This is a genomic window from Mesorhizobium sp. M1078 (assembly GCF_040318615.1).
Taxonomy (GTDB): domain Bacteria; phylum Pseudomonadota; class Alphaproteobacteria; order Rhizobiales; family Rhizobiaceae; genus Mesorhizobium.
Genome location: NZ_JAMYMP010000012.1, coordinates 159031 through 185169 on the forward strand (window position 1 = coordinate 159031; position 26139 = coordinate 185169).

General features: G+C 63.5%; 21 protein-coding genes and 3 pseudogenes. 13 read left to right on the top strand and 11 right to left on the bottom strand.

Going from position 1 to position 26139, the window contains the following annotated elements; genetic code table 11:
- Positions 1 to 50: 50 nt before the first annotated feature.
- The 4 genes from NKH38_RS17835 to NKH38_RS17850 form a co-directional block, all read right to left on the bottom strand.
- Positions 51 to 1331 carry a glycerate kinase type-2 family protein gene (locus tag NKH38_RS17835; protein ID WP_031209106.1) on the bottom strand — a complete coding sequence of 427 codons (1281 nt, stop codon included), beginning with the start codon at positions 1329 to 1331 and terminating at the stop codon, positions 51 to 53.
- A 159-nt stretch (positions 1332 to 1490) separates the two neighbouring features.
- Entirely contained in the window at positions 1491 to 1997 is a 507-nt protein-coding gene (locus tag NKH38_RS17840; RefSeq protein WP_352594976.1) for a heme-degrading domain-containing protein, read from the bottom strand.
- A 176-nt stretch (positions 1998 to 2173) separates the two neighbouring features.
- Entirely contained in the window at positions 2174 to 3490 is a 1317-nt protein-coding gene (gene guaD / locus NKH38_RS17845) for a guanine deaminase (protein ID WP_352460337.1), read from the bottom strand.
- Between the two features lie 2 nt (positions 3491 to 3492).
- The gene (locus NKH38_RS17850) at positions 3493 to 4710 is read right to left on the bottom strand and encodes a urate hydroxylase PuuD (RefSeq protein WP_023742584.1); all 1218 of its coding nucleotides are present in this window, start codon (positions 4708 to 4710) and stop codon (positions 3493 to 3495) included.
- Positions 4711 to 4845: 135 nt separating this feature from the next.
- Here NKH38_RS17850 and NKH38_RS17855 point away from each other — a divergent pair, with 135 nt between their 5' ends.
- The 3 genes from NKH38_RS17855 (at position 4846) to NKH38_RS17865 (ending at position 8071) form a co-directional block, all read left to right on the top strand.
- Positions 4846 to 5766, top strand: a complete 921-nt coding sequence (locus tag NKH38_RS17855) for a LysR family transcriptional regulator (protein ID WP_023703648.1) — start codon at positions 4846 to 4848, stop codon at positions 5764 to 5766.
- Positions 5767 to 5873: 107 nt separating this feature from the next.
- Positions 5874 to 6815, top strand: coding sequence for an LLM class flavin-dependent oxidoreductase (locus NKH38_RS17860; protein WP_352762069.1), 942 nt, complete (start codon positions 5874 to 5876; stop codon positions 6813 to 6815).
- Positions 6812 to 8071, top strand: a complete 1260-nt coding sequence (locus NKH38_RS17865) for an LLM class flavin-dependent oxidoreductase (RefSeq protein WP_352762070.1) — start codon at positions 6812 to 6814, stop codon at positions 8069 to 8071. Before NKH38_RS17860 ends, NKH38_RS17865 begins: the two co-directional genes overlap by 4 nt.
- Here the strand turns inward: NKH38_RS17865 and xdhC are convergent.
- The 4 genes and pseudogenes from xdhC to uraH form a co-directional block, all read right to left on the bottom strand.
- Positions 8068 to 9176: pseudogene (gene xdhC, locus NKH38_RS17870) on the bottom strand (xanthine dehydrogenase accessory protein XdhC). The gene NKH38_RS17865 and the pseudogene xdhC sit on opposite strands and share 4 nt — an antisense overlap.
- A gap of 74 nt (positions 9177 to 9250) precedes the next feature.
- Entirely contained in the window at positions 9251 to 11617 is a 2367-nt protein-coding gene (xdhB, locus tag NKH38_RS17875) for a xanthine dehydrogenase molybdopterin binding subunit (RefSeq protein WP_023694732.1), read from the bottom strand.
- Positions 11617 to 13098 carry a xanthine dehydrogenase small subunit gene (xdhA, locus tag NKH38_RS17880; RefSeq protein ID WP_352461195.1) on the bottom strand — a complete coding sequence of 494 codons (1482 nt, stop codon included), beginning with the start codon at positions 13096 to 13098 and terminating at the stop codon, positions 11617 to 11619. Before xdhA ends, xdhB begins: the two co-directional genes overlap by 1 nt.
- 3 nt (positions 13099 to 13101) lie before the next feature.
- On the bottom strand, positions 13102 to 13476 hold the full coding sequence (uraH, locus tag NKH38_RS17885; protein WP_023683492.1) for a hydroxyisourate hydrolase: 375 nt from the start codon (positions 13474 to 13476) through the stop codon (positions 13102 to 13104).
- 184 nt (positions 13477 to 13660) lie between these two features.
- Between uraH and puuE the strand changes: the two genes are divergently transcribed.
- From puuE to NKH38_RS17905, 4 genes are read left to right on the top strand one after another with little or no spacing between them, the layout of a single operon-like run.
- The gene (puuE, locus tag NKH38_RS17890; RefSeq protein WP_023711320.1) at positions 13661 to 15079 is read left to right on the top strand and encodes an allantoinase PuuE; all 1419 of its coding nucleotides are present in this window, start codon (positions 13661 to 13663) and stop codon (positions 15077 to 15079) included.
- 32 nt (positions 15080 to 15111) lie between these two features.
- Entirely contained in the window at positions 15112 to 15969 is an 858-nt protein-coding gene (locus NKH38_RS17895; protein ID WP_460221618.1) for a bifunctional allantoicase/(S)-ureidoglycine aminohydrolase, read from the top strand.
- Positions 15966 to 16466, top strand: coding sequence for an ureidoglycolate lyase (locus NKH38_RS17900; RefSeq protein ID WP_023671382.1), 501 nt, complete (start codon positions 15966 to 15968; stop codon positions 16464 to 16466). Before NKH38_RS17895 ends, NKH38_RS17900 begins: the two co-directional genes overlap by 4 nt.
- Before the next feature lie 3 nt (positions 16467 to 16469).
- Positions 16470 to 17063 (top strand): nucleoside deaminase, encoded by a 594-nt coding sequence (locus tag NKH38_RS17905; protein WP_023683488.1) that lies wholly within the window; start codon positions 16470 to 16472, stop codon positions 17061 to 17063.
- A 10-nt stretch (positions 17064 to 17073) separates the two neighbouring features.
- On the opposite strand, the gene NKH38_RS17910 is transcribed toward NKH38_RS17905, so the two are convergent.
- Together NKH38_RS17910 and NKH38_RS17915 are read right to left on the bottom strand one after the other, a co-directional pair.
- On the bottom strand, positions 17074 to 17385 hold the full coding sequence (locus NKH38_RS17910) for a BrnA antitoxin family protein (RefSeq protein WP_023671384.1): 312 nt from the start codon (positions 17383 to 17385) through the stop codon (positions 17074 to 17076).
- A pseudogene (locus tag NKH38_RS17915) lies at positions 17372 to 17627 on the bottom strand (BrnT family toxin). The gene NKH38_RS17910 and the pseudogene NKH38_RS17915 overlap by 14 nt, the downstream one beginning before the upstream one ends.
- A 179-nt stretch (positions 17628 to 17806) precedes the next feature.
- On the opposite strand from NKH38_RS17915, the gene NKH38_RS17920 reads away from it, so the two are divergent.
- The 6 genes from NKH38_RS17920 (at position 17807) to NKH38_RS17945 (ending at position 25902) form a co-directional block, all read left to right on the top strand.
- Positions 17807 to 19792, top strand: coding sequence for a CocE/NonD family hydrolase (locus NKH38_RS17920; RefSeq protein WP_352762072.1), 1986 nt, complete (start codon positions 17807 to 17809; stop codon positions 19790 to 19792).
- A 154-nt stretch (positions 19793 to 19946) separates the two neighbouring features.
- The gene (locus NKH38_RS17925) at positions 19947 to 21533 is read left to right on the top strand and encodes an ABC transporter substrate-binding protein (protein ID WP_023671387.1); all 1587 of its coding nucleotides are present in this window, start codon (positions 19947 to 19949) and stop codon (positions 21531 to 21533) included.
- Positions 21534 to 21549: 16 nt separating this feature from the next.
- Positions 21550 to 22509 carry an ABC transporter permease gene (locus NKH38_RS17930; protein WP_023671388.1) on the top strand — a complete coding sequence of 320 codons (960 nt, stop codon included), beginning with the start codon at positions 21550 to 21552 and terminating at the stop codon, positions 22507 to 22509.
- Positions 22510 to 22518: 9 nt separating this feature from the next.
- Positions 22519 to 23343 carry an ABC transporter permease gene (locus NKH38_RS17935; RefSeq protein ID WP_023671389.1) on the top strand — a complete coding sequence of 275 codons (825 nt, stop codon included), beginning with the start codon at positions 22519 to 22521 and terminating at the stop codon, positions 23341 to 23343.
- Entirely contained in the window at positions 23343 to 24998 is a 1656-nt protein-coding gene (locus tag NKH38_RS17940) for an ABC transporter ATP-binding protein (protein ID WP_352762074.1), read from the top strand. Before NKH38_RS17935 ends, NKH38_RS17940 begins: the two co-directional genes overlap by 1 nt.
- Positions 24999 to 25062: 64 nt before the next feature.
- On the top strand, positions 25063 to 25902 hold the full coding sequence (locus NKH38_RS17945) for an alkaline phosphatase family protein (RefSeq protein WP_023815944.1): 840 nt from the start codon (positions 25063 to 25065) through the stop codon (positions 25900 to 25902).
- Positions 25903 to 25992: 90 nt separating this feature from the next.
- Here NKH38_RS17945 and NKH38_RS33430 read toward each other — a convergent pair.
- A pseudogene (locus NKH38_RS33430) lies at positions 25993 to 26139 on the bottom strand (integrase); the annotation flags it as partial.

Consider the following 26139-nt stretch of genomic DNA (forward strand, 5'->3'; position numbering starts at 1 on the left):
GCTTCACGGTCGTGAATCCAACGTTGGAAACTTCGGCCGCCACGGCCGAATTAACTGATCAGGATTGCCCTCAGATCATTCACATTCGTACCCGTCGGCCCCGGCACGAACAGATCGCCGATCGCGTTGAACGCCGTCCAGGCATTGTTGCCGGCCAGCATCGCCTTGGCGCCGACGCCGGCGGCACGCATGCGCGAGACGGTCGAGCCATCGGCAAAGGCGCCGGCATTGTCTTCCGAGCCATCGATGCCGTCGGTATCGGCGGCCAGTGCATGAATACCTTCCGCGCCGCTGATGCCGATGGCAAAGGCGAGCAGGAATTCGGAGTTGCGGCCGCCCTTGCCCCTTTTTCCGTCAACAGGGGCCCGCAAGGTCACGGTCGTCTCGCCGCCGGACAGGATCAGCACCGGCTTTTTGAACGGCCGGTTGCGCGTCGCCACTTCGCGCGCAATGGCTGCATGCACGCCACCGACCTCGCGCGCCTCGCCCTCGATGGAATCGGAGAGGATGACGGCTTCGATGCCCTGCCGTTTTGCCTCAGCGGCTGCCGCTTCCAGCGACACGCCAGCCGAGGCGATCAGGTGCACTTCATTGCGTGAAAAGCGCTGGTCATCCGGATCTGGCGCATCGGCCTCTGGCGAGTTGATGTGCGCCATGACGGCGTCGGGCAGTTTCATGCCGTAGGCCGCTATCGAGGCCAGCGCATCGGCGCGGTTGCCGGAGTCGGGCACGGTCGGGCCGGAGGCCACCAGCGCCGGGTTGTCTCCGGGAATATCAGAGACAACCAGTGATACCAGTTTGGCCGGCCAGGCGGCAGCTGCCAGCCGGCCGCCCTTGATGGTCGAGAGATGCTTGCGGATTGTGTTCATCGCCGCAATCGGCGCGCCGGAGGCAAGCAGCGCCTCGTTGACGGCGATTTCGTCGGCGAGCGTCAGGCCGGGGGCAGGCGACGGCAGCAGCGCCGATCCTCCTCCCGATATCAGCGCCACTACCAGGTCGTCCGCAGTCAGCCCTTGCACCTTTTCGAGCAGGCGCCGCGACGCCTCAAGACCGGCAGCGTCCGGTACCGGATGTGCCGCCTCGATGATTTCGATGCGCTCGCATCTGGTGCCATAGCCGTAGCGGGTGACGACCAGCCCTTCGATCGGCCCGTCCCACACCTTCTCGAATGCCGCCGCCATCTGCGCCGATCCCTTGCCGGCGCCGATGACGATGGTGCGGCCACTGGGCCTCGCCGGCAGATGATTCCGGATGGTCCGTTCAGGATCGGCAGCGGCAACAGCGGCATTGAAGATCGAGATGAGAAAGGATTTTGGGTCGAGCACGGTTATCCTTGGCCGTAACTGGCGGTTTTCAAACTGAGCAAACGTTGGCGCTGCCCCTCTCCCTTATCCTTTCCCCGTGAAAGACGGGGAGAGCGGGCTTGTCCCTTCTCCCCGTCACTATAGGGGGAGAAGGTGCCGGCAGGCGGATGAGGGGCAGCGGTAGCGTCACGATTTATCTTCCGGCGGCAGCGCCAATTGTGTCCGATCGAGGCCGAGATGATCGCACAGTGCATCGACGACGACGCCGTGGTCCTGGCGTTCCGGCAGGCCGGAGACGGCGATGACGCCGATCACGCCAGCCCCCTTTACAGTCACCGGAAACCCGCCGCCGGCCAGTACGTAATCAGCAATATCCAGCCCCTCGCCGACCTTGAAGGTGCGGTCCGGTCGCTGCTGCTCCAGCACCAGGCGATAGGTGCTCCTGAGGTAGCGCTTGACCACATTGATCTTGCGTCGCGCCCAGTCGGGGTTGGAGGCGTTCGAACCCGGCAGCGCGGCATAGAACAGCGGCCGATCCCACAGCCTGATATCGACAATGATGGGCAGCTTTTCGGCCAGCGCCCGCTCTCGGATCGCCGCGCCGATCTTGAACGCGACGGCCTCGTCGAAGGCCGGGAAGACCAGTGTCTCTTCCTGTTTCTGGATCAGAGCGATGTCGTCGGCAGCGGCCATTTTGTTCTCCGAAATCGTCACAAATCGTGTGTACGACAAGCTCCGCCCGGTCAAGGTCTCGTCGCGGTGGTGGTCTTGCCCCGCCAGGGTCGCCCCCCACTCCGTCGAGCTTCTCTCGACACCTCTCCCCCGATCGACGGGGTAGAGGAAGGGCGCCATCCGCGCGGTGATGGGTCCTAGCCGGCGATTATATCACTCTTGGCCGGCCGCCCCGCGACATAGACCTCGCGCACCGCGCGGTCGTCGCCCAGCGTCTGCAGCAGGAACAGCTCCTCCGCCAGCGTCTCCACAGTCTCCATCCTCAGCCGCATCGCCGGTGTGGCGCGGGCGTCGAGCACGGTGATATCCGCGTCGGTGCCTTCATCCAGCGTGCCGACCTTCTCCGCCACAGACAGCGCCTCGGCATTGCCACGCGTTAATTGCCAGAAGGACTGGAACGGGTTCAGCTTTTCGCCAGTCAGCGCGATCACCTTGTAGCCCTCGTCCATGGTGCGCAGCATCGAATAGTTGGTGCCGCCGCCGACATCGCTGGCCGCGGCGATGCGCAGCGGCTTGTCGCGGCGCCGAAAGCGCTGGTAATCGAACAGGCCGGAGCCGAGGAACAGGTTCGAGGTCGGGCAGAACACCGCCACCGAGCCGCTGTCCGACAGCGCATCGGCCTCGCGTTCCGAGAGATGGATGCAGTGGCCGAACAGGCTCTTTGGCCCCAGCAGGCCATACTGCTCGTAGACATCGGTGTAGTCGCGCGCCTGCGGATAGAGTTTTTGCGTGAAGGCGATTTCGGCGTGGTTTTCCGACAGATGCGTCTGCATATGCAGATCGGGATGCTCGCGGCAGAGCGCGCCCGACATCTCCAACTGTTCGGGCGAAGAGGTGATGGCGAAGCGCGGCGTGATCGCATAAAGCTGGCGGCCCTTGCCGTGCCATTCCGCAATCAGCGCCTTGGTGTCGTCATAGCCCGATTGCGGCGTGTCGAGCACGCCTGCCGGCGCGTTGCGGTCCATCATCACCTTGCCGGCAATGTTGAGCATGCCGCGCGCGTGCGATTCGGCAAAGAACGCCTCGGCCGAGGCCTTGTGCACCGAGCAATACGCGGCGACCGTCGTCGTGCCGTGGCGCACCATTTCATCCAAAAACAGCCGCGCGATGCGGCGGCCGTGCTGGGCATTTGCGAATTTGGTCTCTTCGGGAAAGGTGTAGGTGTTCAGCCAGTCGAGCAGTTCGGCGCCATAGGAGGCGATGACCTGCATCTGCGGAAAATGCGCGTGCGCGTCGATGAAGCCTGGCAGCAACAGATGCGGCCGATGATCGATCTTTTTCGCACCGTCGCCAGCCTGCCTTTCCACATCAGCGTAGGCGCCGGCGGCAACGATTCGGCCATCGCGGATCAGCAGGCCGCCATCCTCCTCATAGCGCCAGGCGGCATGGTCGGTGATGGCTTCGGGCAAGCGCAAAAAGCTCAGCGTGCGGCCGCGCAGAAGTGTCGAAGTCATGCTTATTTCCCTGCGCCTTCGAACCAGGCGACCAGCAGCGCCCGTTCCTTGTCGCTGATCTGGGTGACGTTGGCGGGCGGCATGGCGTGGCTGCGCCCGGCCTGCAAATAGATTTCACGCGCATGCTCGGCAATGCCGGCGTCGGTGTCGAGCATCACGCCCTTCGGCGCATGGTAGATGCCTTCATAGACCGGCTCGGCCGTATGGCACATCGAGCAGCGGCCAAGCACGGTGTCGCGCACCGCCGGGAAATGCGACGAGGCGATATAGACTTCGGCCGCGGCGGATGCCTTGGGCTCGCCGGTCAGTATTTTCGGCGCTGTCGACAGCCACATGATGATGACGAACAGCACCGCAGCCGCCATCCAGGTCCAGTGGGGGTTGCCGGCACGCTTATGCACGGTGTTGAAATAGTGCCGGATCAAGACGCCGATGATGAACACCAGCGAGGCGATGACCCAGTTGAACTCCGTCGCAAACGCCAGCGGATAGTGGTTCGACAGCATCAGGAACAGCACGGGCAGCGTCAGGTAATTGTTGTGCAGCGAGCGCTGCTTGGCGATCTTGCCGTATTTCGGGTCGGGCTTGCGGCCGGCAATCAGGTCGGCGACGACGATCTTCTGGTTTGGAATGATCACCATGAAGACATTGGCCGACATGATCGTGGCGGTGATGGCGCCCAGATGCAGGAAAGCGGCGCGGCCGGTGAACAGATGCGTCAGACCCCAGGCGATGAACACCAGCACGCCATAGAGCACCAGCATCAGTCCGGTGTCACTTTTGCCGAGCGGCGAGCGGCAGAGCAGATCGTAGACTACCCAGCCGACGCCGATGGTGGCCATCGACAAAAGGATGCCGACCGGCACCGACATCGGCAGCACATTGGGGTCGATCAGGAACAAATCGGCGCCGGCATAGTAGACCACGCACAGCATGGCGAAGCCGGACAGCCAGGTGGCGTAGGATTCCCACTTGAACCAGGTCAGGTGTTCCGGCATTTCGGCCGGCGCCACCAGATATTTCTGGACGTGGTAGAAGCCGCCGCCATGCACCTGCCATTCCTCGCCGAATGCGCCGACCGGCATGCCGGGGCGCTGGCGCAGGCCAAGGTCGAGCGCGACGAAATAGAAGGACGAGCCGATCCAGGCGATGCCGGTGACGACGTGCAGCCAGCGCACGGCGAAACTCAGCCAGTCCCAGAAAATCGCGAAATCCATCATGTGAAATCGTCCCTGCCGATCGGCTGACTTTACGGTGTGGGGCGCAAACGAAAAGAGGCGAGGTGTACGATGACTTTCAAAAAAAAATGGAAAATACTAGGCTGACCACGTACGCCGCCACATAAAGAGCCACGAATGGCCTATCTCGACAACATCGCCGTCTTCGTCCGCGTCGTCGAGCTTGGCAATCTCTCGGCGGCGGGCCGCGACATGCGCATTTCGCCGGCGGTCGCCTCCAACCGCATCAAGGAGCTGGAAAAACACCTCGGCGTGCGGCTGTTCAACCGCACCACACGGCAATTGATGCCGACGGAGCATGGCACGGTGTTCTACTCCGGCGCCAAGCAGGTGCTGGAGGCGATCACCGAGGCGGAAGCCGCGGTCTCGGCTCTTTCCGGCCAGCCGCGCGGCACCATCAAGGTGACCGCCCCGCTCGGCCTTGGACGGCGGCTGGTTGCGGCGGGCATTCCGGATTTCCACGACAAATACCCCGATATCGAGGTGCGGCTGAGGCTCTCCGACCACAATATCGACATCATGAAGGAAGGCATCGACGTCGCCTTCAAGCTCGGCATCATCGAGGATTCCAGCCTGCGGATGCGCGGCATCATGGAATGTGAACGCGTGCTGGTGGCGGCACCGAAATATCTCGAAGCGCGCGGCGAGCCGGTGGAGCCACAGGAGCTGATCGGCAAGAAGCACGACTGCCTGATGCTGCGCTATTCCGGGGCGCGCGAATATGTCTGGACGCTGCAGACGCCGTCCGGCCCGCAGAAATTCGAGGTGCACGGCCCCTACGACACCGACGATGGCGATGTGCTGACCGGCTGGGCGCTGTCGGGCCGCGGCATCATCAACAAGCCGCGCTTCGAGGTCGAACCCTTCATCCGCGACCGGCGGCTGCAGGTCATCCTGGCCAGCACGCCGCCAACGCCGGTGCAGTTCGCCGCCGTCTATCCGCACAAGAAGCTGCAGGACCCGAAGGTGCGGCTGTTGCTCGACTTCATGGCCGAGCGTTGCCAGCGGCTGATCAAGGATTTGCTGGCCGGCAAGTGAGGGGCTGTTGGCCCAGTCGCCAGGGTTGTCTTACAAGCAGGTGACCTAAGGTTCGCATACGCCGCCCTATGATCGATGGTCCCATGCCGACTGACCAGCAAGCCACAATGCATCTTGCCGTTTCGCTCAACATTACTTCCGGGCAGCCGCTCGGGTTCAGCGACCTGGCCGGCTTTGCCAAGCAAGCGGAAGCGGCGGGGCTGGACATGATTGTCCTCGATGATTCCGCGCCGAACAGCGCCGGGTCGAGTTCTTTCGAAGCGACGACCTTGCTGGCGGCGCTGGCGACGGTGACAAGTCGGATCGGCCTTGTCGCTGCAGCCTCGACGGTGGCTCACCAGCCGTACAATCTGGCGCGCCGTTTTGCTTCGCTCGACATCATCAGCCATGGCCGCGCCGGCTGGCACGCGACCATGGCGCAGGCGCCACGGGAAGCCGCCAATTTCAGCCGGCCGGATGGATTTTCCGACGATGTGTTCCGCCGCCGCACGCAGGAATACATCGGCATCGTTCAGCGCCTGTGGCAGGGCTGGGATGCCGGCGCGCTGCTGTTCGACAAGGCCGGCGGCCGCTTCCACGATCCCGAAAAAATGCACCTGCTCGACCACAAAGGCGAATTTTTCTCCGTGCGCGGGCCGCTGAACGTCGCGCGCTCGCCGCAGGATACGCCGGTGCTGGTGCTGTCCGGCCTGTCCGAGGCCGACCTGGATATCGCCGCCCGCACCGCCGATGTCGTCCTGCTGGACAGACCCACAGAGGACGCCAAGGCGCGCCATGACGATCTCAAGCGCCGCGTTGTGGCCTGCGGACGCGATCCGGGTGCGGTCAAGCTGCTGCTGAACGTTGGCGCAGATGTCGCTGCTAACGCGCTCGAAACATTGTTCAGCTCGCAAAGCTGCGACGGGTTCAACATCGCAATACCGCCTGCCGCGATTGACGGTTTCATCGGCCGCGTGCTGCCGGAATTGCAGCGCCGCGGGCTCGTCCGCCCGGATTATCCCGGCACCACCTTGCGCTCGCATCTCGGACTTGCCGGAGGAGCGCAATGACCCGCCAGATGAAGCTTGGCGCCTTCCTGTGGGCGACGGGCCACCACATCGCCGCCTGGCGTCACCCCAAGGCGTATGTCACGGCAGGCATCGACATCGATCATTACATCCGGCTGGCGCGCACGGCGGAGGCGGCGAAGTTAGACATGGTGTTCTGCGAGGACGCCGCCGGTCTGCGCGAAGCCAATGTCGGCACCGCCAGCCAGACCTCACGCTCGATCGGCTTCGAGCCGATCAGCCTGCTGTCCGCGCTCGCCGTGCAGACCAGCCGCATCGGCCTCGTTTCAACGGCGTCGACCAGCTACAACGAGCCCTACGGTCTGGCGCGCACCTTTCTGTCGCTCGATCATCTGAGTGGTGGCCGGGCTGGCTGGAACCTGGTGACGTCGGCCAGCCCCATCGAAGCAGCCAATTTCGGCGCGACGGGCCTGAAACCCCATGCCGACCGCTACGAGCGGGCGCGCGAATTCGCCGAGGTGGTATCAGGACTTTGGCAAGGCAGTGGCTTTCACGGTCACAACGGCCAGAGCTTTTCGGTGCGCGACCCGCTCGACCTGCCGCGCTCGCCGCAGGGCGCGCCGGTGATGGTGCAGGCCGGCGCCTCGGATGTCGGCCGCGACCTTGCCGCCCGCACCGCCGACGTCGTGTTCACGGCGGCGCAGACCCTCGAGGAAGCCAAGGCCTTTTACGACGACCTCAAGGGCCGTATGGCGGGCTATGGGCGGGAACCCGACGACATCAAGATCATGCCCGGCGTCTCCCCGGTGGTGGCAGACACCGAGGCCGAAGCGCGGGAGAAACAGGAGGAATTGCAGGCGCTGATCCCCGACGATGTCGGCGTGGCGCTACTGTCCAGCTATCTCAGCATCTCCGATCTCGGGAGCTATCCGATCGACGGACCGATGCCCGAACTGCCGGAGACCGAGGGCATGAAAAGCCGCCAGGCGCTGGTCATCCAACAATCGCGCCGCGACGGCCTGTCGATCCGCCAGCTTGCGCGCCATTTCGCCGGCGCACGTGGCCATTGGCGTATCGTCGGCACGCCGGCGCGGATCGCTGACGAATTGCAGGCGCGGTTCGAGGGCGGCGGCGCGGACGGCTTCAACGTCATGCCGTCATACTTCCCCGGCGAGCTCGATGCCTTTGCCACGCTGGTGGTGCCGGAACTGCAGCGGCGCGGACTGTTCCGTCGGGAATACGAAGGCAGCACCTTGCGAGATCATCTTGGCCTGAAGCGGTCGGATAAAAAAGATTAGCCGGCTACCTCTTGGCCTTGCCGCGCCTGCTGGCTTACCGCCGGTGCCGCGCCGTGCGCGACCAGCGCCGTCATGATCTCGGCCGCGGCCAGCGCAGCTATGACCGGTGGGCGCTTGTCCTTGACCGCATCGCCGCCGATCGGCGAGACGAGGCGGGCGAACTCAGCCTCCGTGCCCTCCGCCGATTTCAGGAACCAGTTCCTGAACGTCGCTCTCTTGGTTTTCGAGCCGATCATGCCGACATAGGCCGCGTCGTCGCGCTTCAGCGCTTCGGCGACGATGAGGAAATCCAGCGCATGGTCGTGGGTGAGGATGGCGAAGGCGGTGCCGGCGGGGGCGTTTCGCACCTCGGCCTCGGGCATCGGCGTCAGCCGCGTCTCGACGGTTTCCGGCATGCCTTCCAGCGCTTCGGCCCGCGTCTCGATGACGACACCATGCACGGGAAGAAGTGCTACCGTCGCGGCCAGCGCCCGGCCGACATGGCCGCCGCCGAAGATATAGACATGCGGCAGGTGGGCTTCCTCGGCTTCTGCGGCCGCGATCAGCTCGGCAGTAAGCGCGGCATCGACGACACGGATCAAGACTTCGACGCGCCCGCCGCAGCACTGGCCGATCTCGGGGCCTAGCGGCACGTCAAGCGTGGCGCAGACTTCGTCGAAGCCGATGCGGGCTTCTTTACCCTCCCCCTTGTGGGGAGGGTCGGTGAGCGGACGCCGTGTGGCGGCGTCAGCGAAACGGGGTGGCTTGGCACGATCGTCCGCGGCGCCCCCCCCCCCCGGGGGGGGGGGGGGGGGGGGGGGGCGGCCCCGCCCCCCCCCCGGGGGGGCGGTCCCCCCCCCCCCCCCCCCCCCCCCCGCGCCGGCCCCCCCCCCCCCGACCCTCCCCACAAGGGGGAGGGTGAAGACCCCACCATCTGCCTCGCCTTGTCGATCGCCATGTACTCGAGCTGACCGCCGCCGATCGTGCCAAAAATCGCCGCCTGCGATACGAGCATGAAGGCGCCCTTCTCGCGCGGGGTCGAGCCTTTGGTGCCGGCCACTTCGACCAGAGCAAGCCGGCCGGCGCTGGCGAGAAAAGCTCTGAGCCTTTGCACTTTCGACTTCATATTTCGCATTCCCGTACGGGAAATATAGGGTTTTTCAGTCTGAATTGCACGTTTTGCCAGAATCCAGGTCAGAGTCAGGCGCTATTCTTGGCTTCACCCTTCAGCCGTTCGATCGCCATCAGCACCCGTTCTGGTGTTGCAGGAGCGTCGAGACGCGGACAGACCTTATGATCGGCCACACTTGCCACCGCGTCCGACAGCGCATGCAGCACAGACATGCCGAGCGGGAAGGGCGGTTCGCCGACCGCCTTGGAACGGTGCACCGTCGGCTCGTTGGCCTCCGGCCAGTCGGCCAGCGTGACGTTGAATATCTTCGGCCGGTCGGACGCGAGCGGGATCTTATAGGTCGACGGCGCATGCGTGCGCAGCCGGCCCTTGTCGTCCCACCACAGCTCCTCCGTCGTCAGCCAGCCCATGCCCTGGATGAAGCCGCCCTCGATCTGGCCGAGATCGATGGCGCGGTTCAGCGAGCGGCCGGTTTCATGCAATATGTCGGTGCGCTCGACGACATATTCGCCGGTCAGCGTGTCGACCGAGACTTCCGAGCACGAGGCGCCATAGGCGAAATAATAGAACGGACGGCCCTCGCCCTTGTCACGGTTCCAGTGGATTTTCGGCGTCTTGTAAAAACCCGCCGCCGACAGTTGGATGCGGGCCATATAGGCCTGCTTGACAAGGTCGGTGAAGGCGATCTCCTGGTTGCCGATGCGCACCCGGTTGGGCAGGAAAAGCACCTGCTCGCGCGGCACCTGGTATTTTTCGGCGGCGAAGTCGGTCAGCCGTTCCTTGATCTGGCGGGCGCCGTTCTGCGCCGCCATGCCGTTGAGGTCGGTGCCGGACGACGCCGCGGTGGCCGAAGTGTTGGGCACCTTGCCGGTGGTCGTCGCGGTGATCTTGACCTGGTCGAGGTCGATCTGGAACTCTTCCGCCACCACCTGCGCCACCTTGACGTAGAGGCCTTGCCCCATCTCGGTGCCGCCGTGATTCAGATGCACCGAACCGTCTGTGTAGACATGCACCAGCGCGCCGGCCTGGTTGTAGTGGGTGGCTGTGAAAGAGATGCCGAATTTGACCGGCGTCAGCGCCAGGCCGCGCTTGATGAAGCGGCTGTTGGCGTTGAAGGCCTGGATGATGCGGCGGCGCCCCGCATAGTCGGCGCTCGCCTCCAGCTCGGCGACGATGCGGTGGATGATGTTGTCCTCGACCGTCTGGTGATAAGGGGTGACGTTGCGGCCCCCGTCTTTATCACCACTGGTGCCATAAAAATTCTGCTTGCGGATTTCGAGCGGGTCCTTGCCGACGGCAAAGGCAACCTCGTCGATGACCCGTTCGGCGCCGACCATGCCCTGCGGGCCGCCGAAGCCGCGAAACGCCGTGTTCGACACGGTGTTGGTGTAAAGCGGCGCCGATTGCGCATGCACCGCCGGCCAGAAATAGGTGTTGTCGCAATGGAACAGCGCGCGGTCGGTGACCGGTCCGGACAGGTCCGAGGAAAAGCCGCAACGCGCCGCGAACATGAAATCGACGCCTAAAATGTTGCCGTCGTCGTCGAAGCCAACGTCGTAGTCGACAAGGAAATCATGGCGCTTGCCGGTGGCGATCATGTCGTCGTCGCGGTCGGGCCGGATTTTTACCGCGCGATGGTGTTTCTTGGCGGCGATCGCAGCCAATGCCGCAAACTGGTTGCCTTGCGTCTCCTTCCCGCCGAAGCCGCCACCCATGCGGCGGATTTCCACTGTGATGGCGTTGCTCGGCACGCCCAGCGCATGGCTGACCATATGCTGCACTTCGCTCGGATGCTGGGTCGAGGAATAGATGGTGACGTCCTGGTCCTCGCCGGGAATGGCCACGGCGATATGGCCTTCCAGATAGAAATGCTCCTGGCCGCCAATGCGCATCTTGCCCTTCAGCCGGCGCGGCGCCGCCTTGATCGCGGCGGCGGCATCGCCGCGCTTCAAGGTCAGTGGCGGCGTGACCAGCTTGTCCTTGCGGGGGTCGAGGTCGCCAATGTCGGTGACGAAAGGCAATGGACTGTATTCGACCTTGGCCAGCCGGGTGGCGCGGCGCGCCTGTTCGCGCGTCTTGGCAATAACGCAGAAGATCGGCTGACCATAAAACTGCACCTTGTCGTCGGCCAGCACCGGCTCGTCGTGTCGACCGGTCGGCGAAATGTCATTTTCGCCCGGAACGTCCTTGGCCGTCAGCACATCGACGACGCCCGGCGCCGCGCGCACCGCCGACAGATCCATTTTGCTGATCGTCGCATGCGTCGCCGTGGACAGGCCGAGGCAGCCATGCAGCATGCCCGCCGGTTCCGGCATATCGTCGATATAGACCGCGCTGCCGCTGACATGCTTGTGCGCGGAATCGTGGCGCTGGTCGGCGGCGACGCCACCGGAAATCTTCTGCGCCTTGAGATCTGGAGAGGCGTGCTTGTTCATCAGGCCGCCTCGTTGCGGGACACCTGGAACGGCGCCTTGCTGCCGCTGGTTTCGGCAAAAAAGCGCAGCAGCAGGTTCCTGGCCGCCAGCGCCCGGTATTCGGCCGATGCCCGCATATCGGTCAGCGGGGTGAAATCGCCGGCATATTCAGCCATGGCCGCTTCCACCGTTGTCTCCGTCCACGGCTTGCCGAGCAGCGCTTTTTCGACACCGAAAGCCCGCTTCGGGGTGGCCGCCATGCCGCCATAGGCGATGCATATATCGGCCACGGTTCCGTCCTTGGCCAGGTCGAGGAAAAAGGCGCCAAGGGCTGCGGTGATGTCCTCGTCGCGGCGCTTGGTGATCTTGTAGACGGCAAACTTCGTGCCCTTGGCCGGCACGGGAACGTGCACGGCCTCGACGAATTCGCCTGGCTGCCGGTCCTGCTTGCCATAGGCGATGAAGAAATCCTCGAGCGCGATGGTGCGCCGCTTCTTGCCGCGGCGCAGCGTCAGTTGCGCACCAAGCGCGATCAGGGGCGGCGGCGTGTCGCCGATCGGCGAGCCATTGGCGATGTTGCCGCCGATGGTGCCCATGTTTCGTACCTGTTCGCCGCCGATGCGGTCGAACAATGGCCCGAGCGCGGGGATGCGCTTGGCCAGTGTCGCGAAGGCGTCGGTGTAGGTGACGCCGGCGCCGATGGTGATGACGTCATTGTCTTCGGAGATCGCGCACAGCCCCTCGAGATTGCCGATGAAGACTACCGGTGAGATGTCGCGCATGTGCTTGGTGACCCACAGGCCGACGTCGGTCGAGCCGGCGACAACAGTGGCGCCGGGCTCCTTGTCCAGTACAGCGGCGAAATCGTCGACGTCAGCCGGCACAACCAGCCGCTGCTTGCCGGCGCCGATTTCGACGCGGGCACCGTCATGCATAGCCTCGAGCCTGGCGGTGATCGCCTTGCGCTCGGCCGCCAGCGGATCCTTCGCCGCCTTGCCGTAGCTGGAGATGGCACGCGCGGCGCGCATGATTGCCTCATAGCCGGTGCAGCGGCAAAGATTGCCTTGCAAGGCCTTCTCGATCGCCGCATTCGACGGGTCCGGCGACTTCATCCACAGGCCGTAGAGCGACATGACGAAGCCCGGCGTGCAGAAGCCGCATTGCGAAGCGTGGAAATCGACCATCGCCTGCTGCACCGGATGCAATTGGCCAGGCGCGCCGCGCAGATGCTCGACGGTGACGACATGGGTGCCGTCGAGCGAACCGAGGAAACGGATGCAGGCGTTGACGCTTTCATAAACCAGCTTGCCGGCGGACAATTTTCCGACCAGGACCGTGCAGGCGCCGCAATCGCCCTCGGCGCAGCCTTCCTTGGTGCCGCGCAGCGAGCGGTCGAGCCGCAGCCAGTCGAGCAAGGTCGCGTCGGGCGCCACCGACGACAGCGCGACATCCCTGCCATTGAGGATGAAGCGGATCTCGTTGCGTATTGTGATCTTGGCCATGCGTCAGCTCCCCCTGTAGGTCGAGTAGCCGTAAGGAGAGATAAGCAACGGCACGTGATAATGCACGGATTCCGCCATGCCGAAGCGGATCGGCACACTGTCGAGGAAGGCCGGTTCCGGCAGTTTGGTGCCCTGGCCGCGTAGATAGTCACCGGCGGCGAACACCAGTTCGTATTCGCCGAGGCGAAATTCCGCTCCTGCCAGCAGCGGCGCATCGCAGCGGCCGTCGGCATTTGTGACGATGGTCTTCAAATGTATCCGCGCGTCGCTCTCAAGATGATAAAGCGCGATCGACAGGCCCGCCGCCGGCTTGCCGGTCGCGGTGTCGAGCACATGCGTCGTCAGACGTCCGCCATCGGCTCTCGACGTTTCTGCCACTGGCGCCTCCCATTTCCGATACAGCCGAACAAAGCAGTGAATTGTGCGCCAATTAAAGGCGATGCATAAGTCCCGGTCGAGCGGAGTGGCACAAAAACACTTTCAAAAATTTCGGGGGAATGCGCGAGCAACCCTTTCGACTATCCTGATCACAACTTCCGGCAGCGTCCGGCGGGGAGGGGCAATGCGTTACTCTAGAGACATGCGCGGCTACGGAGCCAATCCGCCGGATCCGAAATGGCCGGGCGGTGCGCATGTGGCCGTCCAATTCGTCGTCAACTACGAGGAAGGCGGCGAGAACTGCGTGCTGCACGGCGACAAGGCCTCGGAAGCCTTTCTGTCGGAAATCGTCGGCGCCGCGCCCTGGGTCGGCCAGCGCCACTGGAACATGGAATCGATCTACGAATATGGCGCGCGGGCAGGCTTCTGGCGGCTGCTGCGCCTGTTCAGCGAGGCGCAAGTGCCGGTGACCTGCTACGGGGTCGCCTCAGCATTAGCCCGGTCGCCCGACCAGGTGGCGGCGATGCAGGAGGCCGGCTGGGAAATGGCCTCGCACGGGCTGAAATGGATCGACTACCGCGACCACAGCGCCGAGGACGAGCGCCGCGACCTCGAAGCGGCGATCAAGCTGCACTACGAGGTGACAGGCCAACGGCCGACCGGCTGGTACACCGGCCGCACCTCGGTCAATACGGTGCGGTTGGTGGCCGAAGAGGGCGGCTTCGACTATGTGTCGGACACTTATGACGACGAACTGCCCTACTGGTTCGAGCACAGCGGCGGCGCGCAACTCGTCATCCCCTACACGCTCGATGCCAACGACATGCGTTTCGCCACGCCGCAGGGATTCAATTCCGGCGACCAGTTCTTCTCCTATTTGAAGGACAGTTTCGACACGCTCTATGCCGAGGGCAAAGCGGGCCGGCCGCGGATGATGAATATCGGCCTGCATTGCCGCCTCGTCGGACGTCCTGGTCGGGTGGCGGCGCTGAAGCGCTTCGTCGACTATGTGAAATCGCACGACAAGGTCTGGCTGGCGCGGCGGATCGATATCGCCAGGCACTGGCAGGAGAACCACCCCTACCAGCCGGCGGCGCTCAAGCCGTCGAAGATGGAGTTCGAAACCTTCGTAGACACTTTCGGCGGCGTGTTCGAACATTCGCCCTGGATCGCGGAACGTGCCTATGAGCTGGAGCTTGGGCCGGCGCATGACAGCGCCGGCGGCCTGCACAATGCGCTCTGCCGCGTCTTCCGCGCCGCCAGCGAAACCGAGCGGATCGGCGTCCTCAACGCCCATCCCGATCTCGCTGGCAAACTGGCCGAAGCGAGACGCCTCACTGCGGAATCCACACGCGAGCAGGCCTCCGCCGGCCTCGACGCGCTGACCGACAAGGAGCGCGAGCTGTTTTCCAAGCTCAACGCCGCTTACGTCACCACCTTCGGCTTTCCCTTCATCATCGCGGTGCGGGGCAAGACCAAGGAGGAGATCCTCGCCGAGTTCGAGGCGCGCATCGGCAACAGCCGTGGCGTAGAACTCGATACCGCCTGCAAACAGGTCGAGCGCATCGCGCTGCTCCGCCTGAAAGACATGCTCCCGCTCTAATGAAATGACTGAGGGGTCAGGACCCAATGGATATGATCAAGACTGACCAGAAAACCTATTATGCACCGCATGGCGGCCATCCCGGCCAAAATGAGCTTTTGACCGGCCGCGCCGTCTTCACCGAGGCCTATGCCGTCATACCGAAGGGAGTGATGCAGGACATCGTCACCAGCCCACTGCCGTTCTGGGACGAGACCAGGGCCTGGATCATCGCCAGGCCGCTTTCGGGTTTCGCCGAGACATTTTCGCAGTACATCGTCGAGGTCCTGCCCGGCGGCGGCAGCGACCGGCCCGAGCCGGACGCCGGCGCCGAGGGCGTGCTGTTCGTGGTTGAGGGCGAGTTGACCGTTTCGCTGGCCGGCAAGAAGCACGTGCTGCAAGCCGGCGGTTTTGCCTTCCTGCCGCCGGACAGCGGCTGGACGGTGCGCAACGAAGGTCGCGACGCCGTACGCTTCCACTGGATCAGGAAGGCCTATGAGGCCGTCGACGGCATCGACGCGCCGGAAGTCCTGTTCAGCAGTGACCAGCAAATGGCGCCGACGCCGATGCCCGGCACCGAGGGTCGCTGGGCGACGACCCGTTTCGTCGATCCAGCCGACATGCGCCACGACATGCATGTCACCATCGTTACGCTCGAGCCTGGCGCCGTCATCCCGTTTGCCGAGACGCATGTCATGGAGCACGGGCTCTATGTCTTGGAAGGCAAGGCGGTCTACCGCCTCAACCAGGACTGGGTCGAGGTCGAGGCCGGCGACTTCATGTGGCTGCGCGCCTTCTGCCCGCAGGCCTGCTACGCGGGCGGCCCAGGCAAATTCCGCTATCTCCTTTACAAGGACGTCAACCGGCACGCCAAGCTCGGCGGGGCGGGCATTGGCGGTCGCGCGCGGTGACCCGCATCACAGCGCGGCCGCTGACCCGCGAAAGCTTTGCCGGCTTCGGCGATGTCATCGACATGGGCGGCGGCAATCACTACCCGATCAATGGCGGCAAGACCGAGCGCTACCAGAATCTCGCCACCGCTGAAGCCGCGGGACCGAATGCCCGCGTGCTGATCTCGATGGCGCGCGGCACGCCTTACGACCTGCCGCTGAAGCTGACCATGGTCGAGCGCCATCCCTTAGGCAGCCAGGCGTTCATCCCGCTGTCACCGCGGCCTTTCCTGGTCGTCGTCTGCCATGACGGCAAGGACGGTCCGCGCGAGCCGCATGCCTTCATCACCGCACCGGGGCAAGGCGTCAACTATCCGCGCAATCTCTGGCACGGCGTGCTGACACCACTCGGTGAAGCGCAGGATTTCGTCATCGTCGACCGCGGCGGTGACGGCTCCAACCTCGAAGAGTTCCATTTCTCGCACCCCTACGAAATCCATCTCCCCAACGAGACCTGAGAAATGACCGACATATCGCTGATCGACCGCCTGCTCGATGTCATCGAGCACGACATCGTGCCGAAAACGGCAGAGGGCGTGGCCCATGGGAACAAGCTGTTCGGCGCCGCCATCCTGCGGAAGGGCGACCGCTCGCTGGTGCTGGCCGAAACCAACAACGAGATGGAAAATCCGCTCTGGCATGGCGAGGTGCACTGCCTGAAGCGTTTCTATGAAATGCCGAAAGCCGAGCGCGTCGACACCAAGGACGCCATCTTCATCGCCACGCATGAGCCCTGCTCGCTCTGCCTGTCGGCGATCACCTGGACCGGCTTCGACAATTTCTACTACCTCTTCAGCCACGAGGATTCACGCGACAGCTTTGCGATCCCGCACGATCTGAAAATCCTGAAAGAGGTCTTCACTCTTGATCCCGGCGGCTACAATGCCGAGAACGCTTATTGGAAGAGTTTTTCCATTCGCAGGCTGGTGCGGGCGCTGCCCGAGGCCGAGCGCGGCCGGCTTGAGGCAAGGATCGGCAATATTTCCGCCCGCTACGACGAACTGTCCGGCGCTTATCAGGCGCGCAAGGCCGAAAACGACATTCCGCTGAACTGACGCGGATTGCCTAGCCTACCTTCGCGTTTTTCAGCACCTCGTTGATCCTGGCCTGCCAGCCCTTGCCGGTCGCCTTGAATTTACTAATGACATCCTGATCCAGACGGATGGACACGACTTGCTTAGGCTTCTCCACGGCTGGCCGGCCACGAGCACGCCTTATGCTCTCGAAAAGTTCTGGAAACACTTCCGCGAAAGGCCTGGCTTGCGCCAACTGTTCGTCTGTCGTCTCCGCATCGTCGGGATCATCAACAATTTGTCTTTGAATTTCCACTTCCTCCGCATCGGTAAGCGGTCGAACACGCGATTTAGGATTGTTCATATACTGACCTTTCCTTTCGGCTGGCACGGCGCATCGAGATCACCGAAATCGCCTCCGAACCAAGCGGCTTGAAAATCACGGCCAGGATGATCTCTCCGAATTCGCCAATCGCCTTGAACCGGTCGGCCTTGGCTGGAAGGACGGTTGAAGTCGCAAAAAAACTCAATATCGAGTTCGGCAAAATCGAGACCCCGGCTGTCCAGGTTCGTCACGCGCTTTGGCTCATCCCAAACGATTTTCAGGCGAAATCCTCATCACGTTGGGTTCAGTTAATAAATGTAATACATTAATTATAATCCTGCAACATCAGGGCAAAACAATCGGGCTACATATCGTGGCGTCGTCGCGGCGACACCGGCCGTCGCCCGTTTGACTTCATGACATGCCCGCTCCATGCGTCACTGACATCCTGGAGCATCGCATGAAAACCATCACCGAATTTCCCCGCAAGGTCGTCGAATTCCCCGATATGGGCATCGTCATGCCGGATGGTTGCCGGCTGTCGGCGCGGGTTTGGATGCCGGAGGACGCCAGCAGCGATCCGGTGCCGGCGATCCTCGAGCACCTGCCATACCGCAAGCGCGACGGCACCATCTTTCGCGATCAGCTGACGCATCCCTATTTTGCCGGCCACGGCTACGCCTCGATCCGCGTCGACATGCGCGGCAATGGCGATTCCGAAGGTCTGATGGACGACGAATATTCCGAGCAGGAATTGCAGGACGCCTGCGATGTGATTGCCTGGGCGGCAGCACAGCCCTGGTGCAATGGCAGCGTCGGCATGATGGGCATTTCCTGGGGTGGCTTCAACTGCCTGCAGGTGGCGGCCAAGCAGCCGCCGGCGCTGAAGGCGGTGATCAGCCTGTGCTCGACCGTCGACCGCTACGCCGACGACATCCACTACAAGGGCGGCTGCCTTTTGACGGAAAATTTCGGCTGGGCCTCGACCATGTTGTCCTATTCGTCGCGCCCGCCGGATCCGCTGATTGCGGGCGACAACGGCTGGCGCGACCTCTGGCTGACGCGGCTGGAGAACCAGTCTTTCCTTCTGCCGCTCTGGCTCAGCCATCAGCATCGCGACGCCTATTGGAAACGCGGTTCGATCTGCGAGGATTTCTCCGCGGTCAAAGCCGCCGTGCTGTCGATCGGCGGCTGGCATGACGGCTACCGCAACACGATTTCGCATCTGGTCACCAACATCCAGGCACCGGTGAAGGGCATTGTCGGGCCATGGATCCACAAATACCCGCATTATGCCGAACCCAAACCCGCCATCGGCTTCCTGCAGGAGGCGTTGCGCTGGTGGGACAGCTGGTTGAAGGGCGTCGACACCGGCGTCGAGGCCGACCCGGACTACCGCGCCTATGTCATGGACAGTGTGCGGCCGGCGCGCTGGCACCCGGAGCGGCCGGGCCGTTGGGTGGCCGAACAGGAATGGCCGTCTCCCAACATCAAGGTCGGGGCGATCGAACTCATTGCTGACGGCGTCAGGCCGGCGATCGTGGCGACCCCGCAAAGCTGCGGGCTCGCCGGCGGCGAATATTTTCCCTTCACCTTTGGCCCGGAACTGCCGGGCGACCAGCGCCCGGACGATGCGCTGTCCGTCTGCTTCGATCAGCCTGTGCTTGCCGAGACACTCGACATCGTCGGCGCGCCGGAGCTTCTCATCCGGGTGTCGTCCGATCGCCCGCAGGCGAACATCGCGGTTCGACTGTGCGACGTGCACCCCGACGGCGCCTCGGAACTGATCTCCTACGGCGTGCTCAACCTGACGCATCGTTCTTCGCACGAACAGCCGCAAGCGCTGGTGCCGGGCGAAACGGTTTCGGCGCGCGTTATTCTCGACCAGTGCGCCTACCGCGTGCCGGCCGGACACCGCCTGCGCATCGCGGTTTCCAATGCTTACTGGCCGATGATCTGGCCGTCGCCGGAGCCGGTGCGGCTCGACCTTTCAGCGGCGACGCTGAGGCTGCCGCTGCGCCCGCTCGCAAAAGCCGACGAGACCTCGTTCCAGTCTCCCGAAGGCGCAACACCCTGGGCAACCGCGACAGTTCGTGCAGCGAATTCCGAGCGTCACGTCGATCGCGATGAGAAGACCGGCATCGTCACGCTGTCGATCACGGATGATTTCGGAGAAGTGCGCGATCTCGCGCATGGACTGGCCAATGGCAGCATTGCCCGCGAGAGCTGGACGATCCACCCCGACGACCCGCTGTCTGCCTCGGGTCGCACGCACTGGACGCAGACCTTGTCGCGAAACGGATGGTCGGTGCGCACCGAGACGTCGGCTGAAATGCGGTGCGATGCGCAAAACTTGATCGTCAGCGCCAGAATCGAAGCCTATGAGGGCGAAACGCTGGTTTTCGAACGCGATTTCGAAGAGAAGATCCCGCGCGACCTGCTCTGAGCGTCGACCCGACTGGTCCAGTTGCGACGCACGATTTACGCCACGGCATGTCGCATTCCGTCTTGCTTACGGCTTTGCCTTCCGGTCAATATCCCTTTGGTAACAACAAGCAAAAAACGACCATAAGGTCGAACCAACAGAGTGAGGAACTCAAATGTCCAACGAACTCGAATATCTGAGCCGGCGCGTTGCGTCCGGCAAGCTGAGCCGTCGTGATTTCCTCGGCCGCGCCGCAGCACTGGGCGTCACAGCGCCCTTCGCCAATATGCTGCTTTCCAGTGCGGCTCGCGCGGAAGGCCCGGTCAAGGGCGGCACGCTGAAGGCCGGCCTCGTCGGCGGCGAATCCACGAACAGCCTGGACCCGGCTTTGTTCATGACGCAAGTGCCGTTCGCCTTTGGCAAGATGTGGGGCGAGCTGATCGTCGAGCTGTCCCCGGAAGGCAAACTCGAGAACCGCATCGCCGAAGAGATCGGCTCGTCGGACGACGCCAAGGTGTGGACGCTGAAAATCCGCGACGGCGTCGAATTCCACAACGGCAAGACGGTGACCGCTGAGGATGTGGCGGCAACCCTCGAGCGCCATTCCGATGAAAAATCGAAGTCCGGCGCGCTGGGCTACATGAAAGGCATCGACAGCATCAAGGCCAGTGGCAAGGAAGTCGTCCTGACGCTGAAGGAGGCCAACGCCGACCTTCCCTATCTCCTCAGCGACTACCACCTCATTGTCCAGCCCAACGGCGGCAAGGACAAGGCGGATGCCGGCATCTCGGCAGGACCCTACAAGGTCACTACCAACGAGCCCGGCGTGCGCCATGGCGGCGAGCGCTTCGCCAATTACTGGCAGGCCGACAAGATGGGCCATGCCGACCAGATCGAGATCATCGTCATCAACGACGCGACCGCGCGCACGGCCGCCCTGCAGGGCGGCCAGGTCAACATGATCAACCGCGTCGAGCCGAAGATCGTCGACCTCATCAAGCGTGTACCGGGCGTCACCATCCGCAACCATGCCGGCCCCGGCCACTATGTCTTCATCATGCATTGCAACACCGCGCCCTTCGACAACAGCGACCTGCGCATGGCGCTGAAGCTCGCGATCGACCGTGAGGAGATGCTGAACAAGGTGCTGCGCGGCTACGGCTCGCTCGGCAACGACTTCCCGATCAATTCGTCCTATCCGCTGTTTTCCGAGATCGAGCAGCGCAAATATGATCCCGACAAGGCCAAGTTCCACTACAAGAAGTCGGGCCATGACGGCACCGTGCTGCTGCGCACCTCCGACGTCGCCTTCCCGGGCGCGGTCGACGCCTCGCAGCTCTTCCAGCAGAGCGCGGCCAAGGCCGGCATCAAGATCGAGCTCAAGCGCGAGCCCGGCGACGGCTACTGGAACGAGGTCTGGAACAAGCAGCCCTTCTGCGCCTCCTATTGGGGCGGCCGCTCGACCCAGGACCAGATGTACTCGACCGCCTATCTGTCGACCGCCGACTGGAACGACACCCGTTTCAAGCGTCCGGACTTCGACAAGCTGGTGCTGGCTGCACGCGCCGAACTCGACGAGACCAAGCGCAAGCAGATGTACCACGACATGGCCGTGCTGGTGCGCGACGAGGGCGGCCTGATCCTGCCGATGTTCAATCAGTTCATCGATGCGACAGGCGCCAAGGTCGGCGGCTGGGTCGACGATCCGCATCAGGAGCTGATGAACGGCTACGCGCTGGCGAAGTGCTGGCTCGAAGCCTGAGCCCGGCTTTGCGGATATGTCCTCACCCGTCGTGAAACTTGTGGCCCAGCGCGTTGCGCTGGGCATCGTCCTCTTGCTGGCCGTTTCGGTCCTGATCTTCGCCGGCACCCAGATCCTGCCCGGCGACGTCGCGCAAGCCATTCTCGGACAGTCGGCGACGCCGGAATCGCTCGCCAATCTGCGCGAGCAGCTCGGCCTGAATCAGCCGGCTTACATCAGGTATTTCCATTGGCTAGGCGGTGTGCTCACCGGCGATCTTGGCACGGCGATGTCGAGCGGCCAGGATATTGCCACGTCGATCAAGGGGCGGCTGTGGAACACGCTGTTCCTCGCCTTCTGGGCTGCGATCGTGGCCGTGCCGCTGGCCATCATCCTCGGCCTGATCGCCGTGCGTTACCGCAATGGCTGGGTCGACAAGCTGATCTCCGGCCTGGCGCTCGCCTCGACATCTTTCCCGGAATTCTTCATCGGCTATGTGCTCGTCTATTTCTTTGCCGTGAAGTATCAATGGTTCCCGGCCATTTCCACGGTCTATGACGGCATGCCGTTCGGTGAGCGCATGCAGGCGATCGCGTTGCCAGCCACCGCGCTGACGCTGGTTGTGCTGGCGCATATGATGCGCATGACCCGCGCGGCCATCCTCAACGTCATGCAGTCGGCCTATGTCGAGACGGCAGAACTGAAAGGCCTGTCGGCCTTCAACGTCATCCGCAAGCATGCTTTCCCCAATGCCATAGCGCCGATCATCAACGTCGTCATGCTCAACCTCGCCTACCTCATCGTCGGCGTCGTCGTGGTCGAGGTGATCTTCGTCTATCCCGGCATGGGACAATATCTGGTCGACCACGTCACCAAGCGCGACGTGCCGGTGGTGCAGGCGGTCGGCCTGGTCTTCGCCGCCGTTTATATCAGCCTGAACATCATTGCGGACATCGGGGCGATTGTCGCCAATCCGCGCCTCAGACATCCGAAATAGGCGGCGGGCATGCTCGACATCAAACGCATCCCCATCCCCGCGCTGATCGGCATCGTGCTGACGGCTATGTTCGTGCTGGCGGCAGTTTTCGCACCGTTGATCGCGCCGTACGGCAATGCCGAAATCGTCGGCGATGTCTGGGAACCGATGACGGCGGCACATTTGCTGGGCACCGACAATCTCGGTCGCGATCTTCTGTCGCGCATGATCTACGGCGCTCGCATCACGCTGTTCATTGCGGTGCTGGCCACCGCGCTGTCATTCTCGCTCGGCGCCATCCTCGGCTTTTCGGCGGCGGTGTTCGGCGGCTGGTTCGACACGCTTCTGTCGCGCCTTGTCGATCTGCTGATGTCGATCCCGACCCTGATCATGGCGCTCGTCGTGCTTTCGGTGCTGCCGACCAATCTGGTGACGCTGATCTTGGTGATGGGCGTCCTCGACTCGACCCGCGTCTACCGGCTGTCGCGCGCGGTGGCCGTCGACATCAACGTCATGGATTATGTCGAGGCCGCCAAGCTGCGGGGCGAAGGCAGCGGCTGGATCATCTTCCGCGAGATCCTGCCCAACGCGCTGTCGCCGCTGGTCTCGGAACTTGGCCTGCGCTTCATCTACGCGGTGCTGTTCTTGTCGACGCTGTCCTTTCTCGGCCTTGGCGTGCAACCGCCGGATGCCGACTGGGGCGGCATGGTCAAGGAGAACAAGGACGGCATCGTCTTTGGTATCGGGGCGGCACTCATCCCCGCCGCGGCGATCGCGGCACTGGCGATTTCGGTCAATCTGGTCGCCGATTGGGTGCTCAACCGCACGACAAGCCTGAAGGGAGGACGCGGGTGATGGCTGACACCAAAGCAAAGCCCGGCCTGCTGCTCGATATCCGCAATCTGCGCATCGAAGCGACAGTGTTTCCGCCCGGCGAGGCGCCGAAGAACATCGTTTTGGTCCACGATGTCTCGCTGACGCTGGAAAAGGGCAAGGTGCTCGGCCTGATCGGCGAGTCCGGCGCCGGCAAGTCGACCATCGGCCTGTCGTCGATGGGCTATGGCCGTGGCGGCGTGCGCATCACCGGCGGAGAGGTGCTGCTCAACGGCCGCGATATTCTCAAGGGCGGCAAGGAAGGTTTCCGCAAATTGCGCGGCCGCGAGGTCTGCTATGTCGCGCAGTCGGCGGCCGCGGCCTTCAATCCGGCGCACAAGCTGATGGACCAGGTGGTGGAAGCAACGCTGCTGCACGGCACGGCGACACGCGCCGAGGCCGAGAAACGTGCCGTGGCGTTGTTCAAGAAGCTCAGCCTGCCGAACCCCGAAATCATCGGCGAACGGTTCCCGCACCAGGTCTCAGGCGGCCAGTTGCAGCGCGTGATGACGGCTATGGCGCTGTGTTCGGAACCTGACCTGATCGTCTTCGACGAGCCGACCACGGCACTCGACGTGACGACGCAGATCGACGTGCTGGCGGCGATCAAGGACGCCATCCGCGACACCCATGTCGCGGCGCTCTACATTACCCACGATCTTGCCGTCGTCGCCCAGGTCTCGGACGAGATCATGGTGCTGCGCCATGGCAGGCTGGTCGAATGGGGCGGCACTCGCCAGATCATCAAGGAGCCGCGCCAGGAATACACCAATGCGCTGGTCTCGGTGCATGAGATCGAGCATGCCGAGCAGAAGCCCGGCGCCGCGCCGTTCCTGTCGGTCAAGAACGTCACCGCCGCTTACGGCGGCAGCCACGTCAAGGTGCTGAAGAACGTCTCGGTCGACATCTATCCGGGACAGACGCTGGCCGTCGTCGGTGAATCCGGCTCCGGCAAGTCGACGCTGGCGCGCGCCATCACCGGGCTGTTGCCGCCGGAAGAAGGCACCGTCACCTTCGACGGCAGGCCGCTCGCCAACAGGCTTGCCGACCGGCCGAAGGAGGATCTGCGGCAATTGCAGATGATCTACCAGATGGCCGACGTGGCGATGAACCCGCGCCAGACCGTCGGCACCATCATCGGCCGGCCGCTGGAATTCTACTTCGGCATACGCGGCCGCGAGCGCGACAAGCGCGTCGCCGAACTGCTCGACGAGATCGAGATGGGCAAGGGCTTTCTCGATCGTTATCCGGCCGAACTCTCCGGAGGCCAGAAACAGCGCGTCTGTATCGCCCGCTCGCTCGCCGCCAAGTCCAAGCTGATCATCTGCGACGAGGTGACATCGGCGCTCGACCCGCTGGTGGCCAACGGCATTCTCAAGCTGCTGCTCAACCTGCAGCAGCACGAGAAGGTCGCCTACCTCTTCATCACTCACGATCTGGCGACGGTGAAGTCGATCGCCGATTCGATCGCGGTGATGTACCGCGGCGAGGTGGTGCGCTACGGCGCCAAGAGCAAGGTGCTGACGCCGCCCTTCGACGCCTATACCGACCTGCTGCTGTCGTCCGTTCCCGAGATGGAGATCGGCTGGCTGGAAAAGGCGATCAAGGGACGGCGCATGGCGAGCGCGGGGAATTAGTAGGGAATTCGCGGCCTTCGTCGCGAAAACTTCCTTCAACGGCAAAAGCTTTCCGGAGCCGCCCATGGCGCTCAAGACCAAACTGCTGCTCATCATTCTCGACGGCGTGCCCTACCGGAACTGGCGCCGGCTGATGGGCAATCTCGAGGGCTGGGTGCAGTCGGGCGAGGCGCAGGTGTGGAAGATGCGCTCGGTGCTGCCGTCGACCTCGGCCTGCTGCTATGCCTCGATCCACACCGGGGTTTCGCCGCAGGAGCACGGCATCCTATCCAACGAGAACCGTTTTCTCGTCAACAAGCCGGATATTTTCTCCGAGGTCAGCAAGGCCGGCGGCAAGACCGGCGCGGTGACGCATTCCTACTGGTCGGAATTCTTCCGTTCCTATCCGTTCGATCTGGTCGAGGACATGGAGTTCGACGAGCCCAACGGACCGATCGCGCATGGCCGCTTCCACACCATGACCGGCTACAATTTGCGCAACCAGATGACGCCGAGCGATGTCGATTTGTTTGCGACACTGACCCTGCTGACCCGGCGCCACGCCATCGACTACGGGATCCTGCACACCTGCACGCTGGATTCGATGGGCCATCGCTTCGGCCATGACTGCCACGAAATGGACCATGCCTGCTATGCGATGGACGGCATGCTGGCAGCCTTCCTGCCGGGCTGGCGGCAGGCCGGTTACGAGGTGATCGTAACCGCCGACCACGGCCAGACAGACCGCGGCCATCATGGCGGCCGTGACGATGAAATGCAGGATTTCGCGCTGTATTATTTCGGAGCCGGCAAAGGGCCGGATCCGGACACGCTGCTTGATCAGCTGCAACTGGCGCCGACGGTGCTGAAGCGGCTGGGTGTGCCGGTGCCGGAGACCATGAAGGCTAAGCCGTTTTTGGGGTGACGGAGGTCGTCGCTGAGCCGCCGTTCGCTATGTCCAGCCGATAGATGGGTAACACTTTGAACCGGATACATAGGTGACACTTCTCTCCCCCTATGCGTCCGCCGCAGCGCCAAGCGGATTGGTTGGCGCGGCGCTGCGGCGGACAAGCTTCATGCGGCGTGTGTCGATCATGCCGAGCGGGTGGGCATGGAATGAGAGTGTCCATTGTCCGTCTTCGGTCTCCAACGCAGCGACCGG